This window comes from Paenibacillus sp. JJ1683, assembly GCF_053006485.1.
Genome location: NZ_CM129820.1, coordinates 1117865 through 1139156, shown reverse-complemented (window position 1 = coordinate 1139156; position 21292 = coordinate 1117865). Strand labels below are relative to the sequence as shown.

Sequence of the window (21292 nt, the reverse complement as noted above, 5' to 3'; positions counted from 1 at the left end):
GACACCACCCCCATGTGGATATTATTGAGCGTCCAAGCCATAGTTTTTAGCAAGCGCACCCAATCCACCAGCAAAACCACTACCGATAGCCTGGAATTTCCAGTCTGCATTGTGACGGTAAAATTCACAGAATACCACAGCTGTTTCGGTGGAGAAATCCTCTCCCAAATCGTAGCGCAACACTTCACGATCCGTTGCCGCATCTACCACACGTACAAAGGCATTGGACACTTGTCCAAAGTTTTGCGCACGTGCCTCATAGTCATAAATCGTAACTGTAATTCCGATACGATGGATATTTGCAGGAAACTTTGCAAAATCAATAATAATTTGCTCGTCATCCCCGTCGCCCTCACCTGTGCGGTTATCGCCTGTATGGGTAACAGCACCCGCTCCACCTGTTGGGTTATTGTAGAATACAAAATCGTCAGCTGCCTTCGCTTTACCGTCCTCATATAGCAGGAAAGCCGAAGCATCCAAGTCAAATTCTGCGCCGCCACTATATTTATTGGTATCCCAGCCAAGACCTACGACAACACGAGTCAAGCCTGGATTCGTTTTGGTCAAATCAATACGTTGTCCTTTGGAAAGACTAATCGTCATACTGCATACCTGCCTTCTTTGTGTAGATTTTTTAAGCTAAGCCGTAATCACGTGTCAAGCCTGCAAGACCATCCTGGTAACCGCTGCCAATGGCATTGAACTTCCACTCACCGCTATGGCGATACAACTCGCCTACCACGACGCCTGTTTCGATCGAAAAATCTTCTCCCAGATCAAAGCGAACCAATTCTTCATTGTTTGCCTCATTTACGATACGTGCGTAGGCACGGGACACTTGTCCAAAGTTTTGGCTGCGTTCTTGTGCATCATAGATCGTAATCGTAAAAGCGATTTTTTCTACGTTAGCAGGTACATTGCTCAGATCAACTTTAATTTGCTCGTCATCTCCGTCACCTTCACCTGTGCGGTTATCTCCGGTATGAACGACAGAACCGTTCTCGTTTTGTGGATTATTAAAGAAGACGAAGTTCTTTTCCGTTTCCACTTTGCCGTCCGCATTCGCCAAAAATACGGATACGTCCAAGTCAAAATCTTTACCGCCATCGTACTTATTGGTGTCCCAGCCGAGACCAACCGTGATTTTGGACAAGCCTGGGTTTGTTTTCGTCAAATCGATTTTTTGACCTTTAGATAAGTTAATTGCCATGAGTAAGTACCCCGTTTCTCATTAGTTTTGTATGAGCAATCTAAAATTACATATAACGCTGAGCCAGCACATCAATATGTACGGCATGGGTGCCTGCACCGATTGCAGCAAACTTCCATTCGTCGTTATGGCGATAGAGTTCTCCGCAGATCAGTGCAGTCATTCCCTCAAAATTATCAGATAAATTAAACGTCACCAGTTCCTTAGAATTAGCACCGTCCAGAATGCGGATATACGCTTTCTCGATCATGCCGAAATCCTGTTTCCGGTTTACGCAATCATATATATTCACAACAACAAGCACTTTATCGACATTGGCCGGAATCCGTGCCAGGTCAATCATAATCTGTTCATCATCGCCGTCACCTTCTCCGGTCAGATTATCACCGGAATGCACGACTGAGCCGCACGGGCTTTTTTTATTATGGAAGCATACTACATTGTCAGATTGAGTTAGTTTCCCGTTGGCATCCAGCAAAATGGCAGAAGCATCACAATCAATATTGGGTTGCTTCTTGAAACCAAAAAATCCTTTGGACTGCACGGGGTCCCATCCCAATCCGGCTATAACCTTGGTTAGTCCTGTGTTTCCCTTGGTCAAATCAATTTTCTGGCCTTTGACCAGATTAATTACAGCCACTGATTAACACACCTCCCTTCCGTAAAATTTACAGACTAAATTCAGACGGATTCAAACCAAGCGCACCACAAATCTCAGCAACAATCCGTTGCTCATTGGCATCAAAGTCACCGTCAGCTGCACCAATGGCACTGCATACGCCGACGACAAGTCGACCTACTTCAGGCTTGCCTTTTAATTTACCAATCGCTTTTAACGCTTCCTGTTTGCCGATTTCAGGTGAAAATTCAAAGTTTGCTACATAGTGATTGAAACGGTTGATGACCTCACCCATATCAAACACTTTCAATTCCTCACTGATATTTATGTATCCGGCCATTTTTGTTTTTTCTTCCGGACTAATAGTACCGTCGGCAAATGCCACTAATGCACAACCTGCAACAACAGCTTCCATAAAATCTTTGTTCTTAAATTTCTTAACCTGGTCGCCCAGTCCTTTTTTAGTTGTATTCAACCAATTTTTAAATGTACTCATATTTCCCTCCACAATTACGTATTTGGGTATAATCTATCCTAGTTAATTTCTTCCTTTACTATAACCTGAATTACGATCTTATTCTACAATAATATACAAAAATGCGGTAAATCCGATCTACCTTTTGTAGGTATCCTCTCTATCTTTAGCCCTATTTTCTGTCGAAAGTATCTCTTCCATTATCACCCATTTGATAGCGCAAATGCAAGTTTGTAGTATGGTAGACTTCTATGGATATGCAATAAAATACAGTTGCTATTCTACATATACGGTTTTGCTAAGGTAAACGTTGCACATACTTGCGGATCACAGCATACAAAAATAGCGTCGACCAAATTTAGGACGACGCTATTTTCACTTCAATCTATTAGGTTCGGTCGTATATAGCTACTCTTTTAATTCCGAAGCTGAAAACCTCTGTCTAATGTAGGATATCTCTTTCACGTTGTTTAAACAAGTGACAAACGCAGTCTACCCATCTTGCATTTTATTAATAGTCTGTAAGCAACTCTGTTTTAGCTTTTTCAATTGCTTCGTCACGGCTCTGCACTTGCATTTTTGAGTATATGGTCGAAATATAGTTTCGAACTGTTCCTTCAGACAAGTGAACCTTGCTTGCAATTGCTTTATAACGGTGTCCTTCAGTTAAATAATGTAGAATTTCCAACTCCCGCTCTGTCAGTCCATAAGGATTCTTCATCGTCCCTGTCATTTGCTGAAACAATGTACTTGCTACTTCTTGGGTTATCATCGTTCCTCCGTGATGCACTAGCCGTATCGTATTAGCCAGCTCTCTTGGATCAATTGATTTTAGTACATAACCTTCAGCACCCAAAGCAAGTGATTTCGTAGCATACGAAATGTCATCAAAGGTGGTGATCATAATTACACGTATGTTAGGCCAGCTTTCTTTAATTAGCTTCGTCGCAGTAATACCGTCCATCTGGGGCATATGTACATCCATTAATACAACGTCTGGCGGGTCGCTGGCACATTGATCTACAGCAACGTTTCCGTCTTCCGCCGTTTGAATTCGAAAATCAGGTTCGTTTTTGAGCAATAGGCCTAAACTGTCCCGAATTAGTAATTGATCATCGACCAACAATACCTTGATCTCTGGATTACTAACATCTGTATCCTGAAGCAATGGTATAGAACAGGTCACAATCGTTCCTTCGCCTTCTTTGGAATGAAGGTATAGCTTGCCTTGAAGAGACGAAAGCCGCTCTTTCATTCCTGAAAGACCAAACCCGAACTTAATTTCGTCACTTCCCTTCCCATTGTCCTGCACCTGCAAAATGATCTGGTTACGGTCGTAGTGAAGAAGCACCTGAATAGAATTGGCATGCCCATGTCGGCTGGCATTAGTCAATAATTCTTGTAAACAGCGGTACAAGGTCAGTTTTGACTGTTTTATGACAGGAAGCGGCTCCCCCATCGTTCTGAACACAACACGAATGGCAGTATTCTTTTTGAATTCATTAATGATATTTAGCAAGGATAGATCCAAAGATGGATCCTCCTCCATAGGGTCCATCTGATGAACTTGCTTTCGGATATCTTCGAGCCCTGTGCGACCAAGTTGAAGAACAGACTGCAATCTTTCAGTCCCCTCTTCAGAAGAGATATAAGGACGTAATGTTTCCATACCTAAGATAATGGAAGTGAATGTATGACCAATCGAGTCATGCAGCTCGCGAGCCATGCGGTATCTTTCTTCCAATAGTGTCATTTGTTCAACCTGAGTCGAATACTGCTCCAGGGTTTGATACTGCTTTTTTATTAATTCGAGTTTTTGTTTGATCCGATCTATAGAACGAAATGCCATTTGTAATCCGAAACCAATACCGTATACAAACGAAGCATCCACTAGGTTCTGGAATACGTCTTCTATCGTCCAATGAAACGCCCCTCTTCCTCCCAGACAAAACATCACCAACGCAAGAGGAAAAGTTACCGCATGTGAACGGCCACGGCTATAAAACGAAATCGTAAAAACAGCTGGCAGAAATAGTCGGACAAGCTCATATTGATGAGCAAATAGCAAAGAAATTCCACCCACTAGAAATACTTCCGCCAACAAATACCAGCGGTAATGAATTCGATCAATGAACAAAGGTATTGAATAGCAAACGAGAACAGAGATAAATACAACAGTGAAAGGGAAAGATGGGCGGTCTTGATACGATAGCAAAACAAAGCAAATCAACCACAAGATTCGGAATACAGCAACAATCCATTCCTGCCAAGACCAGCGCATATTGCATCCAAGCATGTAAGTACCCCATTCTTCTTAAATTAAGGTAATTTTTTCAATCTTTTCACATCATAACAAGGTCATGACATTTTGTCACTAGGGAGTATGACTGCACTCCTGATACTTTATAGACAATCAAACTGTTGGCGGGGAGGGAATCGTTGTTGTCACTATTACAGATTCGTAATTTAAGTAAAAAGATTGGAAAGAAAACCATTGTTGAAGGACTGTCCTTGGATGTAAAGGCGGGGGAAATCATGGGTCTTGTTGGCCCAAATGGAGCGGGCAAGACGACCACTATTCGGATGATCGTGGGGTTAAGTTCAAAATCGGGAGGCCAGGTATTTATCCACGGCCAAGATATTGATCGCTCCTTTGAAAAGGCAATGAGACATGTTGGAGTTATCGTCGAAAATCCAGATCTGTACAAATATTTATCCGGCTATGACAATCTGATTCATTTCTCAAGAATGTCTCCAGGGGTTTCTTCGGAACGTATTCAGGAAGTAATCTCGCTCGTCGGACTTGAGGACAGCATTGATAAGAAAGTGGGAACTTACTCTCTAGGAATGAAGCAGCGACTGGGATTAGCCGTTGTACTGGCCCATAAACCTTCCTTACTTGTACTTGATGAGCCTACCAATGGTTTAGACCCAGCAGGAATAAGAGAGCTTCGGGAACATTTAATCAATCTGTCTCAAAAAGAAGGCGTTGGTGTTCTTATTTCTAGCCATCTTATGGCTGAAATGGAACTGATGTGTGATCAGGTAGCGATTTTAAATAAGGGAAAACTGATTGGTATCCATAATGTAGCTGAGATGATGGATAATCGGCTTGCTCCTGTTCGGTTTGAGGTAGACAGACCGGAATTGGCTCTTCCTGTATTCCAGTCCATGCTGGCGGGGAAAGAAATTATTGCAGATCAACAAACTCTACAAGTTGACATTACAAAGGATCAAATTCCGGGTATTACAAAGAAACTTATGGATACGGGGGTGAACATATACAGCGTTCAGATTACGAAACAGACACTAGAGGATAAATTCATTGAAATCACAGGGGGAATTGAAAAGTGATTCAGTTAATTCGCAATGAAAACATGAAGATTTATAAGCGTAAACGTACCTGGCTTATCATCATACTGCTTATTTTGTATGTATTAATCCAGATGGCTAATTTAAAAAGTTCTGGTATGACTGAGTACAATGAAGGATGGAAAACACTCTTACAGCATGAAAATTCAAAGCTAACGAGAGATGCAGCAAAGTCAGACGCTCTACCCATTGAGAAAAAAATGGCAGCAGAAAAAATTTTGATGAATCAGTATTATTTGGACCATAACATCGCTCCTCAATCCAATGCTTGGAGTTTTACAGTGAGCCAATCCAGAAATTTAATTGTAGGTATCTCTCTTTTAGCTCTTATCGTGGCTGGCGATATTGTAGCCTCTGAGTTTTCTGCCGGTACAATCAAATTTTTACTGACACGTTCAGCTACACGCTCAAAAATTTATTTTTCTAAATATATTGCAACTCTCTTGTTTGGAATATTTTTGGTTTTGCTTACTTTTCTGGCTGCCATATTTTTCGGTGGATTAATGTTTGGCTTTAAGGGGATCGGCGATCCCTACTTCTTCGTCAAGGATCAAACCATTCAGCAGGCAGATATGATTCAAGCCTTGTTAGGAGGGTTTTTATTTAATATACCTTTTATGGTTATCGTGTTGACATTTGCATTTATGATTTCTGCAGCATTTCGCAGTGTTACATTTTCTATTGTGTTCTCTATGCTGGCAGCTATAGCAGGATTCGTCCTGAGTATCACCATGAATGGATGGCCTTGGACAAAATACTTTGTGTTTTCCAGTACAGATCTCAATCCTTATTTTTTTGGAACGACGCCAGTGGAAGGAATGACCTTGGGCTTCTCACTGTTCCTCCTTCTACTTCATCTGGTCGCTATGCATCTCGTTTCATATCCTATTTTTACAAAACGGGATGTAATCTAAATCTATACTAACTATTCTGAAACGGAGTGATTGTAATGAAATGGCTCACTACTTTAGTGATGATCTCAATGTTACTGTTAATTACAGCCTGTTCATCCAAACCTGCAACATCTTTAAACAAGGAACTTGAATTATCATCTGCCGGTATTTCCAGCTTAGTTCTAGATAATAGCAACGGTCAAATTGAAGTTGTCGGAAACAAGAATACAGATAAAATACAAGCCAGTGTCGTTGCTAATGGCAGCAACATGGATAAGCTAAAATTAAGTCTGGAGGGAAAAGATGGTGTAGCTACTCTTAATACTTTTTTCGAGGGACAATTCATGTCAACAGGTCCCCAAACAGTTGATGTCAAGCTAACCATTCCGGAAAAAATGAAACTAGAAATTAAACATCCACATAGAGATGGAGATATTCAAGTAACGAATTTAGCCTCGGATGTAAGCATTGAAAATGTGAATGGTAATATCACGCTTAAAGAAATCGGTGGAGCCATTGATTTAACCAACAGAGATGGTGGGATTACTATTCAAAATAGCTCATCTGATGTCAATATTGAAAATGTAAACGGACATATTCAAGCAGATAAAATAGGGGGTACTGCATATATTGAGTTAGGTGACGGCTCTCTGGATATTGATCAAGTTGCAAAAGATGTTGTCATTATTCAGAGCGGCAATGGAAAAGTAAGCATCGGTGATGTGAAGGGGAAAGTGACTCAAAGCAAAAAATAACTGAAAGACCAAAAGGCCAACATAAGTTGGCCTTTCCATTAACATCAGGTCCTTCAATCACATCATCATGGGCAGAAATTCAGTTTATAATGCTGATACTCGTTCTTTTTCACCTACGCTATTAAGGACTGGTTCGGCATTTTGACTGAAAAAGTTACGTAATGCTTTGTTCTTATGAGCCATGATCCCCATCACCAGAGCAACTATTCCCGATGCCAGAGGAAGGTATACCCAATGGATTCTATCCAATAGTATTCCGTACAACCCGATTCCGAGCGGAGTTGCTAGCATAGTGATCGAGCTGATTACACCAAACACCCCGGCTCTGATATGTTCTGGAGTATACAGCTGCACATAAGAAATCATGGGAACATTGCTCATTGAATTAAAAAATCCGGTTACTGCCAAAATCATAATGAAGATGAACGTCATCTGTATCAGGCTTCCTGATGTTGAGGGAAACAATAATGGGAAACACCATGTTAGGAATAAGATGGCTTGAAGCTGAAACAGGATAAATATTTTGGTAATAACAAATTGATGTACTTTCCGACGTGAAACCACAATGGCTCCCGCAATGACTCCTACGAACCAGGCTCCTTGAATAACAGATAGTTGCTGAGCTGAAAGTTGAAGTTCCTGATAAGTCACATACGGCAGCACAACCTGGACTAATGGAGCGAGCATAAAATTGATACCAACAAAGATAACAAGTAAATACATTATGGCTTTTTGCTTGTTTATATACGCAAACACATCTTTGACACTGTCTAAATAACTTGAGGATACCGTTTGTTCATCAGTTTTCCTAAATTGTAACCATAGTTGCATCAATCCGGCCGAAATAAATGTTATTCCGTTAATCATCACAATCGTTTCCAAGCCCCAAGCTCGATAAGTTATGGCACCCAGGATCGGGCCCAGTACATTTATGATTGCTCCTATACTTTGATAGGAAGAGTTTACGCTATGAACGTTGTCTCTTTCCACTAAGTTAGGAATTGAGGCGTTCAGCGTTAGGAACGTAAATGATTGAATTAGGCTTAATATAACGGAAAACACGGCAAGTAACATGACATTGGTTGAATCCAACAAGAAAATGGGTAAAAAGATTAGTAGCGCTATTCCGCTTAATATTTCGGTTATGACAAGCACTTTCTTCTTATTGCTCCGGTCTATAACTACCCCTGCAAAAATATTGACAAATACTCCGGGCAGAATGGACAAGCCTAACACCATTGAAAATACAGTGGCCGATCCGGTGATATCCAAAATATATAGACTTAAAGCAAACTTAAAAATCGAACTTCCTAGCTCCGATATAAGCCTGGTCACAGAAAAAATAAATAGGTTCCGGCGAGCATAAAACGAAAATTCCTTTGGCTGATTCATGAGATCCCCCTATTCGGTTAGGGCAAGAGTTACAGAACGGTTGCCCAGCGTCTTTCCAATTGCTCCAAGGCACTTTGTAGATGATTCCGTACTATACTTTCGTCTTCTGAAAAAGGTAGAGTTAGTGCCACAAACAGATTAGACTCGCTATCATGCCAAACTTCGCATAAGATTCGTGTTCTTCCTTCAACATTGACATTACCCAGATCCACCGTTTGTAGGAGTTGATGCTCACTTCTCAGCTCACCAAGGAAATTAAATACAATTGGCATTCTATCCAAAGCCTGCTGCAAGTATCCTCCAGATAAAGGATAATCGTTCTGTACATCCGGGTTATACATTAAGTTAGCAAAGCTGATATTATGTTCAGCTGCCCATTGAACACTTTGGCGAACCTGCTGTTCTAGAGATACCAGGTTTTGGTCTAAATTTGTTAGTATCGGGATATGATCCACAAATTCACCAATAACATCATAGTAACGCTTCTCTCCAAAGCTTCGGCCATACTGCGTTACCCAAATGGGTACCTGACTAAGCTCGAAATACATTTTACAAAAAGCAGTGAACGTAAAGAATGCAACCTCCCAATGACTTGTGTTGTCCAAGTGAACTGCTCTCTCGGAAGATTTCAAATCCCAAATGACAGTTGTATGCCCTTCAAGTACTGCTTTTTGACTTACAAAATCGGTTATACGACCAATTGCACGATCAAACTTATCTAGATTATAGGTAGTAGCTAGTTCCAGATCATCAACACCCTGAGGTCCTTCCATAATATGAGCTGTAAAATCAGAGTAACGATTTCTGCTCCCTTTAGGCGTTTCCTTTCCAGCTCGTACACATTCATAATAAGTGTTGAACTGGTGCTTAATAATCTCACTGCTCATAAAGTCAAAGATCGAGTGCGAAAAAGGTAATATAAGCATGTAGTCTTTCAGATTCTTTTTCACAATCAATATCCGATATAAGAGTGAATTGCTCAGTTCATGCTGCCTGTAAAAATAAGGCCAGACGATATTATTCAGAATCACTTGCTGTGTATCTTCATCGTACATAGAGATATCAACCAGTGGTACAGGAAGATGATCTGGTGCTTCCCTTACTTGCCACTGCAATTCTCCGTTTTCTTCACACAGCGTACTTCTCATCAAATCCTGCTCTCGAATAATCTGCCGAATCGCTTCTTCCACATATTCCATGTTCATATGTTTTTCTAGCGGAATAATCGTGCCAGAAATATCACTATGTTGGAGATGGTAACGTTGTGTTGGAGAAACAGGCAGCCTCTCTATCACTCCTAGGCTTAAAATAGCTTTGGAGAAAACGTCCAAATCATTGTCAATTCTTTCTGTCCATATGCTCTTAATGTCTTCAAGATTGGCCTCTTCCAGTCTCAGGGTTTCTTCTCCATGCCAAGTGATGTAATGAGGCTGAATTGATTCATCGCATTTCATGTCCAACAGTTCCATAATCTCTTTTTCAAAAGAAATGGCTCCATCTTCTAGATGCAGAACGATATAAGATTTTCCATTGAATTGCTCTTGTTGTAACCATCCCTTAACGTTCAGCTTTTGATGCAGCAACGCTATAATTTGATCAAATTGTTGAGCAAGTGCAGAATGGTTTTCTTCCATCCCTTCCACATGTAGTGCCAACTCTCTGACCGTAGGGTATTGATAGATACTGCTCAACCGTAATTCACTACTCCAAATCCCCTGTAACCTGGATGCAAGCTGAATAGCCGTTAAAGAATGTCCTCCCAGTTCAAAGAAATTATCGTCGATACCCACATGTTCAATATCAAGTACACTCATCCAGATCTCAACTAATTCCTTTTCCAGCTCACTGCTTGGCTCCACATATTCCGTTCCGGTACCAAATTCCAGCTCAATCTCTAATAGCATACGACGATTAATCTTACCACTCGACGTGAGCGGCATCTGATCCAAGAATACAAAATAGGCTGGAATCATATACTCTGGAACTGAGACAGATAAATTTTGTCGCAACATTGCCGTTGTCACATGAGGTTCGGCAACAACATACGCCCCCAAACTAGGCATCCCCGTTCGGTCATCAGCACGGGCAAGTACTGCCGCTGCCCGAACTCCATCATGCGCAAGCAAAGCCGCCTCAATCTCACCCAGTTCGATCCGATATCCGCGGATTTTCACCTGATGATCGATTCTGCCCATATATTCGATATTTCCATCCGGCAACCATCTGGCCAGATCCCCTGTTCGGTACATCCGTCCTCCCGGCTCGTATGGATCTTCTACGAACTTCTCTTCCGTCAATTCCTCCCGATTCACATATCCTCGCGCTACACAGTCGCCTCCAATATGCAGTTCGCCAGGTATCCCTATCGGTTGCAAACGGTCCTTCTTATCCAAAATGTACAATTTTACGTTATCAATCGGCTTCCCGATCGGAATGCTCTCCGGTTCATGCTCGACAGGACAGTCATAATACGCCACCTCCACGGTCGCTTCCGTTGGCCCATACAGATTGTGCAGCGTGGCACCGCCGCCTCCTATCAGACAGTTAAACCGACGCACATGCTCTGTCATCAGCGCTTCCCCGCTGGCAAATACCCGTCGTACACTGCGCATTTTCCCCGCAGCTCCGCTGTGTTCCATGTATTCCAGAAACGCGCCCAGCATCGACGGCACAAAGTGCAATGCCGTTACCCGGTTAGACTCAACTGTTTCAGCTATTGTGGCCGGGTCCTTCTCTCCTCCCGGCTCCAAAAAGCATACCGTTGCCCCCTGGATGGCCCACGAGAACAATTCCCACAACGATACATCAAAGGTATACGGTGTCTTTTGCAGGATTACATCCTCCGCTCCAAACGGAATCCGCTTTTGCATCCAGTGCAGACGATTGATCAGCGAGGCGTGCTCAATCATGACTCCTTTAGGCTTACCCGTAGATCCCGAGGTGTAAATCACATACACCAAATCCGTCGAGCGATTGATCGATTCCGGATTCTTTTCTCTTTCTGTTTGCTCCTTTTCCTGTACCAGCAAATCTTCGATAGCGATCAGTTCCCTGGTTGTTCCATGACAGCGAAGCTGCTCCACTAACTCCTGCTGGGTCAATAAAATGGATGCTCCACTGTCCTCCAGCATGAACGCCAGTCGTTCTTCAGGGTCCTCTGGATTCAGCGGCAGATAGGCTCCACCTGCTTTCAAGATTCCTAGTAGTCCGATAATCATCTCCAACGATCGGTGAACCGCGATCCCCACCACACGATCAGGTCCTACTCCTTTTTCCCGCAGCACATGAGCCAACCGATTCGCTTGGGCATTCAGCTCCCGATACGTTAACTGCCGTCCTTTGTAAAGGGCTGCTGGATGTTCCGGTGTTCGCCCCACCTGCTCCTCAAACAATTGATGGATTGTCTTCGCTCGCGGATAGATCGCTGTCGTATTGTTAAATTCATTCAAAATCACTTCTTTCTCCGGTAAAGAAGTTACTTCAATCGAGGATATACTCATCTCTGGATTATCCACGATTTGTCGGACTACGCCATTTAGATGATTTTTTATACGTTCCACAAATTCTCTACTTAAGGTATCAGCGTTGTACAGAAATTTAATGTTCAGTTCGTCTTTCAGGGAAACAATAAGATTAAAGTCATAGTTTGTCTGTTCATAAAAGGCCATATCTCGCACATGAATTTTCAGATTGTGCTTCTGTAGCGCCTCTTCTTCGCCATACTCAGGGTAATTTTCAAACACAATAATATGATCTAACAGGCTTTGCTTCAGTGTGGTTACGGACTGAATGTCCGCTAATGATGTGTACTCATACTTAACAGATTCGATGGAGCTTTGTTGAGCTCTCTTGGCCATTTCAATGAAGCTTTCATTCTCCTCGCCATAAATTCGCACGGGAATAGTATTAATGAAAATACCTACCATGCTCTCAATGTCTGGGATTACTGGCGGTCGCCCTGAAACTACGGCTCCAAATACTACATCGTTGGTATTGTTATATCTTTGAAGCAATGCCCCCCATATGGATTGGAACAACGTGTTGACTGTAATCCGATTATGAGATGCAATCTCTGTTAATCGTCGTGTCATTGTTTGGTCTAACGAAAATTCCAGCTGACTCGTCCGGTAACCACCTTCTTTAGCCTGCAATTTGAACGTCTTCGGTATAACTGCACATTGCGCATATCCATCCAAAGCCTGTTTCCAATATTGCATGGACTCCCCTTTGTCCTGCTTTTCCAGCCAACGGATATAAGTTGAATAAGCAGGGGCTGTCTCAGACTTAAGCGGTCTACCATTTTTCAAATCTAGATACATGCTCATAAAATCGTGGTAGACAATCCCTACGCACCATCCATCCATAATCATATGATGGAAGGTCCACATCATAAGGAACTTATCAGGAGTTGTTTTTAATACATTTATACGTATTAGTGCTTCATTGGATAAATCAAATCCACGCAGAAGATCTTGTTTTTTGTGATCCTCAAGATAAGCGGTAATTTCTTGCTCATCCATCCCGGTAAGGTCATAAAACTGAAACTCTGCATGTTGATGTTTACGCACTACTTGCCGAGGTTCACGTATACTGGTAAACACAAAATTCGTACGTAATACTTCATATTTTGCCAACAATTCTTGAAAACTCTGTTCCAGAAGTTCCTGCTGCAGTTCACCTTCCATTTCAATCGCGACTTGTTCCACATAAGCTGTAGTTTCCGGCTCCATCATGTAATGGAACAGCATTCCCTGCTGCATAGGTGTTAACGGGTAAATATGCTCTACTTGTTCAGTCCCACCAAACTGCTTGAGAATCTGATCTAGCTCAGGAATAGAGAGAGTATGGTCTTGGTAATCAGATGGGGTGAGAACCTTCTGTGAAATGCTTGTACAGTGATTAATTAACATTTTTAAATGCTCAATATACATAAGGGATAATTGTTCAATAGCATGGTCTGCATGCTCGCCACGAATATATCCAAATTCAAGTAACAGTTGGTCTTGGGAAACAATACTATTAATGTCCAGTGTAAAATGACTTTCTGCCCCTTCACCAACAGAACGTCCCGGAGATAGCGGTGACGATTCAAAGCTCCCCTCTTGCGTACCATCCATAAATTGTCCCAGATAATTAAAACTGATTTGTGGCTGTATGTTAAAATCTAAATCTTGAGTATGTTCCACATCGGTCAAATACTTCAGAACTCCATAGCCAATCCCTCGATTAGGGATATGCCGAATCATTTCCTTAGTTCGCCGAATAACAGATGAAATATCTTCACTATCCCTCATATCCAGAACAATAGGAAACATCGAAGTAAACCAACCTATGGTTCGAGTAACATCAATCTCCTCCATAATCTCTTCCCTGCCATGTCCTTCAAGATTAATAGCGAAGATTTTACTACCCGCCCATTGTTTAATAGCCAAACCAAGTGCTGATAACAATAAGTCATTAATTTCGGTATTATAGGCCTGATGAGCAGTTCCAAGCAGTAGCTGTGTATTTTGCTTGTCCAACCGGACAGCTATGCTCGTTCTTTCTTTTTTCACTCCACCCTCATCAGTAACTGTGCTCTTCTGAGGAAATGGGGACTCACATTGAACACCTTCAATTTGCTGCCAATATGCCTTCTCCTTCAGTAAAGTCCGACTGTTCGAATACTCTGCAAGCCGGTCGGACCAATACTGAAAAGAGTCCGTTTTATCCGGCAAAGCGATAGCCTTACCCTGTAATGCCTGGGTATATGCGCTCTCCAAGTCTTCCAATAAGATTCGCCAGGAGACCCCGTCAATAACCAAATGGTGAATAGCAATCAGCAAATGCTGGCCTTGATCTGTTTGGAACAAGCCCACCCTAATCATCTCGCCTGCTCTTAAGTCCATGGTAGCCTGTAGCCGACTCGCCTCTTCCTCAATCTTGCTTTCAGCATCGTTATTTCCTTGTAGATTATAAATATTTAAATGAAAAGGCCTTAACTGCGTTTCCGTATGGTATTGGCAAACAGAACTCTGACCAATCTCATACGCCATTCGTAGGGCATCATGGTGAATAATAATATTCTCCAAAGCAGTCTTTAGGGCTTCTTCATCAAATACACCACTAGTAAACAACATAACTGCTTGATTAAAATGGTTCCGATCATCCTGTACATTTTCGAAGAACCATCTTTGGATTGGAGTTAGCTGTACCTCACCTGTTACCGCCTTCTGGTCAATGATTCTGGAACGACGTTGGACATATGGTGCTACTTGCTGAACAGTAGGGTGCTGAAATATGTCCTTCATATCCAGCTTTAATCCCTCTTGGCTCAACCTTGCGATCACTTGAATGGCCTTAATAGAGTCTCCTCCAAGGTCAAAAAAACTGTGACTAATTCCAATTCCCTCTTGTCCCAGCACGCCTTCCCAAATTTTGACCAACTTCTCTTCCGTAGGGCTTGTTGGTGGTTCATACAGCGTGCTCAAGTCTAAGTTAATATGAGGCTCTGGCAGTTTCTTCTGATCCACCTTGCCATTAGCGTTCAGTGGCAAACTGTCCAGCAGGATTAAGCTGGATGGCAACATGTAATCTGGTAAATACTTCGCCAAGTAACGGCGAATAGCTGAAGTATTTAATTCCCCATCTGTCACCATATATGCAGAAATACGGTTTTGGCCGGATGGATCCGATTTAGCTACAACTATTGCCTCTTTAATACGTTCATGGGACAGTAGTTGATTTTCAATTTCACCAAGCTCTATACGAAAACCCCTAATTTTCACCAGATGATCTTGGCGGCCTACAAATTCAATATTTCCATCTGGAAGCCATTTTGCAATATCACCTGTTTTGTACATTTTCTCGCCTGGATTAAATGGATTGTCTATAAACTTTTCGTTTGTAAAATCAGGTAGGTTCAAGTAGCCCTGGGATAGTGCATCCCCTGCTATACAAAGCTCTCCCGGTATACCAATAGGCTGCAATTTAAGATTTTTATCCAGAATGTACACAGTAGTACCTGTAATCGGGGCTCCAATCGGAATTGTACCTTTCCGTTCATGAATCTGATCTACACCATAACAAGTAGCAAAGACCGTGCTTTCGGTAGGACCGTACATGTGCAGCATTTTATGGGGCCCGATATGTTCAAACAACTTGCTCACATGCGGTAGCGAAACCCGCTCTCCACCAAAAAGTACTTTGCGAATTGTAGTAAAACATTCAATATTGGTTTCTATCAACGTGTTAAACAAGGCGGTAGTAATAAAAAATACCGAGACACTTTCATTTCGAATTAAGGAAGACAGTTTTTCTGGATTCAGCATATTCTCTTTACGTAAGAGAATCAGCTTAGAACCATTGACCAGAGCGCCGAATATATCGAAGACTGACCCATCAAAGGCATAGTTGGATAACTGCAAGAGAATATCCTGTTCCGTAAGATCGATATAATTGGAGTTTTTAATCAATCTCTCCACGTTATAATGCATGGTCAGATTCCCTTTTGGTTTACCTGTTGAGCCAGAGGTATATAGCACATATGCCAAATCATCCGGTTCATTCACATAAGGTAAGTTACTAGAATCCGAATCCTTAACGATAGTATCGAGCTGATCCAAATCAAGGATTTCCCCTGCAAACCCATCTGCTCCTGCCTCTTTTATGAAAGTTGATTCAGTCAGGACATGATGGGAAGCCAATAATAGTGTTATCTTGCAATCGTATAGCATCAGACTAATTCGCTCCGCAGGATAATCTGGTGCCAGAGGAACATACGCACCCCCAGCCTTTAAAATCCCTAGGATTCCGACTATCATTTCAAAAGATCGCTCTACCATCATGCCTACAAGCGTATTGGCCTGAACTCCTTTTTCTCTAAGCACTCTGGCAAGCTGATTCGCTCTATCGTTTAACTCGCTGTAAGTCCATTGTTGTTCCTCGAACGATACTGCGACACGCTCCGGCGTCTTCGCTACCTGCTCTTCAAAGAGCTGATGCAGCAATTTTCGGTTATCTTTCTCGTTAGAAGCGGGTACCGTATTAAATTTCGTTAACAAAATCTCTTCTTCGGATGCAGTTACCATGTTTACGTCGCCAATCCGTGCATCCGCAGAGTCCACAATAGTCTGTAAAATCTGCAAATAATGCTTCGACATTCTCTCAATACTTTCTTTGTAAAACAGCTTATTACAATAATCAATTCGAAAAGAGAGTCCCTCTTGATCCGCTTCTGCTGTTAACGTTAAGTCAACTTTGGCTATGCCAGCTTCAACAGAATAGGGCGATATGGATATCCCGTCAGCTTGTAAGCTTACCGAATCGGTATTTTCTAGAGAGAACATCGTATCAAACAGAGGATTTCGGCTTAAATCCCTGTGAAGATCGAGTTTATCCACAAGATCTTCTATTGGATAATCCTGATGTTCGAATGCTTCCAGGCTACTTCTTTGCACCTCCAGTAAAAATTGCTTGAGCGTTTTGTCAGCAGCTGGGCGGTTGCGCAGCACAAGTGTGTTAACGAACATCCCCATAATATTTTCTAAATCCGTATGATTACGACCTGCTATTGGAGACCCTACCACGATATCTTCCTGGCTTGAATACTTATGCAGCAATACGTTGTAAGCCGATAGCAGTACCATAAATAAAGTGGTCCGATTTTCTGTAACAAATTGTTGTAGACCTTCACGAAGTGTCTTATCAGCTTGAAAAGAATACCGGTCACCTTCAAAGCTTTGTACTTGAGGTCTCGTGAAATCAGTTGGTAGATTAAGGACAGGAAGCTCATCCGAAAACAAATCTAGCCAGTATTGTTCCTGCTTAATCAAGTTTCCTTCTTTGATCCACTCACTATTCCAAACGGCGTAATCTTTATATTGAATACGCAATGGTGGCAGTGAGTTCCCGTGATACAATGTCGTGAAATCATTAGCCAAAACGCTCATGGAAACACCATCTGCAACAATATGGTGCATATCTACCATTAAAATATGCCTATTGTCCGAAATACGCACCAGCTTCGCCCGCAACAATGGAGCCTGACCTAAGTCAAACGGTCTTACGAACGTTTTGAATATCGCTTGAATCTGTTTGTCCTGTGCTTCTATTCCGATATCATCAGCTTGTTGAAAACTCAGTTGAAATGGAACCTCACTATGAATTTTTTGTACTGGCTCCTCTGTGCCCCACTCAAATGATGTCCGCAATGCCTCATGCCTATCTATTAGATCCCTGAACACTTGCTCCAGCCGCTGGATGTCCAGTTCTCCCTCCATCAGTAAGGCAAAGGGCATATTGTATGCTGTTTCTGCTCCTTCAAACTGATGTAAAATCATTTGTCTCTTTTGAACGGATGTTACCGGATAAGAATCGCGTAGCTCGGCAGGAGCAATATCCATCATCGTCCCAGCTGCAACCTCTGGTCCGCAGATCAAAACACTCATTTCTTCGATGGTCGGATGTGCAAAAATATCACGGAGTGGAATTTCAACTTGCAGCAACTTATTGATTCGAGACATAAGTCGAGTCGCCGTTAGTGAATGTCCACCCAGTTCAAAAAAGTTGTCATGTATACCGATGGAGGATATGTCCAGCAACTTCTCCCAAATCTCGGCTAGTTTTCTTTCCGTTTCGTTTCTTGGTGCAACGTAGCTGATGGCTCGCATCCCATGATCCGGTTCGGGTAGCGCTTTACGGTTAACCTTGCCACTGGACAGGTGCGGCATAACATCTAGCCGAACGAAATGACTTGGCACCATGTAATCCGGTATAAGTGCCTTCAAATGTGCCCTTAAAATAGATGTGTTCAAACTTTCTCCGCTTTCAACATATGCGCATAAATATTTGCCACCATCTCGATCATCAAGGGCAAGTACTGTAGCCGCCTTGATACCTTCGTACGCGAGTAAGGCCGCTTCAATCTCACCCAGTTCGATCCGGTAGCCCCGAATTTTCACCTGATGGTCGATCCGACCCATATATTCAATGTTTCCATCCGGCAGCCATCTCGCCAAGTCTCCCGTTCGGTACATCCGTCCCCCCGCCGCATAGGGGTCCGCTACGAACTTCTCCTCCGTCAGTTCTTTCCGATTCACATATCCTCGGGCTACGCAGTCCCCTCCAATATGCAGCTCGCCCGGTACACCTATCGGCTGCAATCGGTCTTTATGGTCCAAAATATATAATTTCACATTGTCAATCGGCTTCCCAATCGGAATACTCTCCGGTTCCTGGTCCGCAGGACAGTCGTAATACGCTACCTCTACCGTTGCTTCGGTCGGTCCATACAGGTTGTGCAGCGTAGCTCCTTCGGTCCCCAGCAAACGGTTAAATCGGCGGACATGCTCTGTCATCAACGCTTCCCCGCTGGCAAATACTCGCCGTACACTCCGCATTTTCCCGGCGGCTCCGCTGTGCTCGATATACTCCAGGAACGCTCCCAGCATGGATGGCACAAAATGGATTGCTGTTACCCCGTTGGCCTCCACCGTTTCGGCTATCGTTGCTGGGTCTTTCTCGCCTCCCGGCTCCAAAAAGCATACTGTCGCTCCCTGAATCGCCCACGAGAACAGTTCCCACAACGATACGTCAAAGGTATAAGGCGTTTTTTGCAGGATCACATCCTCCGCTCCAAACGGAATTCGTTGTTCCATCCAGTGCAGCCGGTTGATCAGTGAAGCGTGCTCAATCATGACCCCCTTCGGCTTGCCGGTGGAGCCTGACGTATAGATCACGTACACCAAATCGCTCGAGCGGTTAACAGGTTCTGGGTTCTTCTCGCATTCTTCTCCTGTAAGCTCCATCCCCTCCATCAGCAAATCTTCGATAGCGATCAGCTCGCGGTCGGCTCCGTGCGGACGAAGGCGGTCCAACTGATCCCGCTGGGTCAGCAGGATAGATGCCCCGCTATCCTCCAGCATGAATCCCAGCCGTTCTTCCGGGTCCTCTGGATGTAACGGCAGATACGCCCCGCCTGCCTTCAAAATCCCCAGCAGGCCGACGATCATCTCCAGCGATCGATGAACTGCGATGCCCACCATCTGATCGGGCCCGATTCCTTTCTTCCGCAGGACGTGAGCCACCCGATTCGCTTGGGCATTCAGCTCCCGGTACGTCAATTGCCGATCTTGGTATAGGGCTGCCGGATGTTCCGGTGTTCGCTCCACCTGCTCCTCAAACAATTGATGAATCGTCTTCTCCCTTGGATAAGGCGCAGCCGTCCCGTTGAATTTCTTCAAAATCACTTCTTTTTCTTCTGGCAGAATGATATCTATTTCGTGCAAAACTATATCAGCAGACGAAACTACAGTGCGGGCGATTTCCTCAACATGTCGACCTAATCGATCTATATATTCTGGTTCGTATAATAGACCGTTATAGCTGAATTTCATCCGCAGTTTCTCACCGGGGACAACGTTAAGGTTGAACGAATAATTAGTCTGTTCAAAGCCAGCCATCTCCGAAACCGCTAAACTGTTTTCGTTCTCGTGATCAGAAGATTCCTCCATACCCGGGAAATTTTCAAAGGCCAAAATATGGTGTATCAGATTACTCTTCAACAAACTACCCGCCTGAATATCAGCAAGGGGCACATAATGATGCTGCCCCGCCTCCATAACCGAATGTTGTACATGCTGGACGAAATCCGAAAAAACAAGATGATCCTCTTCACTCGATATACGCACTGGAATAGTATTGATAAATAGGCCTACCATGTTTTCTGCTCCCGGAATATCTGACGGACGACCGGAAACGACAGAGCCAAATACCACGTCGCGGGTGTTGTTGTATTTCATCAATAGCAAACCCCAGATAGAGTGAAACAATGTACTCAAAGTAACCTTGAGTTCTTTGGCCAGTGATTCCAACTGACCCGTTAATTGCGAATCAAAGCTAAAGATTTGCTGCTGTGGATCGTAATCAACGTGGCTCCCTTTACCATTCGCAGGCAAGATACTCTGCTGTTCAAAACCATCCAAATATCGCTCCCAAAACGTAAGCGCTATATCTGTATCCTGCTTGTCCAACCACTTGAGGTATTTTTCATAAGAAGGAGCTTCCCCCAATTGAACTGGCTCATTCTTTTGCAATGATGTGTAGATCTGGAACCATTCTTTCAAAACGATTTCTAAGCACCATCCATCCATAATGATGTGGTGGAAGCTAACGATCAGCTTGTATACATCAGACGCACACTGCAATATGGAGACCCGGAATAACTCATCCCGGGTAATATCAAATCCGTTGGCCTTATCACGTTGAACAAACTGTTCTATATAGGTCACCTGGTCAGATTGCGTTAGTGAAGAAATGTCCTCAAAGTGAATTGCTGGATGCTTCTGCCGAAATACGATCAATTTAGGCTCTTCAATATTGACGTGAAAAACATTGCTGCGCAATATCTCATGGCGCTCAAACAGAACAGAAAGACTTCGATCCAGAAGCTCTACCTCAAGTAAGCCGTTCAAGGTAAGATTCACTTGTTCAAAATAGGCGTACGAAGTTTGATCTAGCAGGCTATGGAACAAGATTCCTTGTTGCATCGGGGTTAATCGGAATATACTTTGAATTTGCAGATCTTTACTCATAATC

10 protein-coding genes are annotated in these 21292 nt (G+C 43.0%); 3 read left to right on the top strand and 7 right to left on the bottom strand.

Annotation, left to right across the window (positions count from 1 at the left end):
• Positions 1 to 21: 21 nt before the first annotated feature.
• From ACUC6J_RS04950 to ACUC6J_RS04930, 5 genes are all read right to left on the bottom strand, one after another.
• A complete protein-coding gene (locus tag ACUC6J_RS04950; RefSeq protein ID WP_447249845.1) occupies positions 22 to 603 on the bottom strand; it encodes a TerD family protein in 582 nt (193 codons plus the stop codon).
• 31 nt (positions 604 to 634) lie between these two features.
• The gene (locus ACUC6J_RS04945; RefSeq protein ID WP_016821472.1) at positions 635 to 1210 is read right to left on the bottom strand and encodes a TerD family protein; all 576 of its coding nucleotides are present in this window, start codon (positions 1208 to 1210) and stop codon (positions 635 to 637) included.
• 46 nt (positions 1211 to 1256) lie between these two features.
• Positions 1257 to 1850: a TerD family protein gene (locus tag ACUC6J_RS04940; RefSeq protein WP_017426303.1), complete on the bottom strand. Its 594-nt coding sequence runs from the start codon at positions 1848 to 1850 to the stop codon at positions 1257 to 1259.
• A 28-nt stretch (positions 1851 to 1878) separates the two neighbouring features.
• On the bottom strand, positions 1879 to 2325 hold the full coding sequence (locus tag ACUC6J_RS04935) for a tellurite resistance TerB family protein (RefSeq protein WP_013369616.1): 447 nt from the start codon (positions 2323 to 2325) through the stop codon (positions 1879 to 1881).
• Positions 2326 to 2815: 490 nt separating this feature from the next.
• On the bottom strand, positions 2816 to 4600 hold the full coding sequence (locus tag ACUC6J_RS04930; protein WP_430210996.1) for a hybrid sensor histidine kinase/response regulator transcription factor: 1785 nt from the start codon (positions 4598 to 4600) through the stop codon (positions 2816 to 2818).
• Positions 4601 to 4746: 146 nt separating this feature from the next.
• Here ACUC6J_RS04930 and ACUC6J_RS04925 point away from each other — a divergent pair, with 146 nt between their 5' ends.
• Genes ACUC6J_RS04925 through ACUC6J_RS04915 form a run of 3 tightly spaced genes read left to right on the top strand, consistent with a single transcriptional unit; the run spans position 4747 to position 7324 of the window.
• Positions 4747 to 5658, top strand: coding sequence for an ABC transporter ATP-binding protein (locus tag ACUC6J_RS04925; protein WP_017426300.1), 912 nt, complete (start codon positions 4747 to 4749; stop codon positions 5656 to 5658).
• Positions 5655 to 6590, top strand: a complete 936-nt coding sequence (locus ACUC6J_RS04920; protein ID WP_017426299.1) for an ABC transporter permease — start codon at positions 5655 to 5657, stop codon at positions 6588 to 6590. Before ACUC6J_RS04925 ends, ACUC6J_RS04920 begins: the two co-directional genes overlap by 4 nt.
• A gap of 35 nt (positions 6591 to 6625) precedes the next feature.
• Positions 6626 to 7324 carry a DUF4097 family beta strand repeat-containing protein gene (locus tag ACUC6J_RS04915; protein WP_025364135.1) on the top strand — a complete coding sequence of 233 codons (699 nt, stop codon included), beginning with the start codon at positions 6626 to 6628 and terminating at the stop codon, positions 7322 to 7324.
• 84 nt (positions 7325 to 7408) lie between these two features.
• On the opposite strand, the gene ACUC6J_RS04910 is transcribed toward ACUC6J_RS04915, so the two are convergent.
• Both ACUC6J_RS04910 and ACUC6J_RS04905 read right to left on the bottom strand, forming a co-directional pair.
• Entirely contained in the window at positions 7409 to 8716 is a 1308-nt protein-coding gene (locus ACUC6J_RS04910) for an MFS transporter (RefSeq protein WP_019686267.1), read from the bottom strand.
• Between the two features lie 29 nt (positions 8717 to 8745).
• Positions 8746 to 21288, bottom strand: a complete 12543-nt coding sequence (locus ACUC6J_RS04905) for an amino acid adenylation domain-containing protein (RefSeq protein ID WP_447249844.1) — start codon at positions 21286 to 21288, stop codon at positions 8746 to 8748.
• Positions 21289 to 21292: the final 4 nt, after the last annotated feature.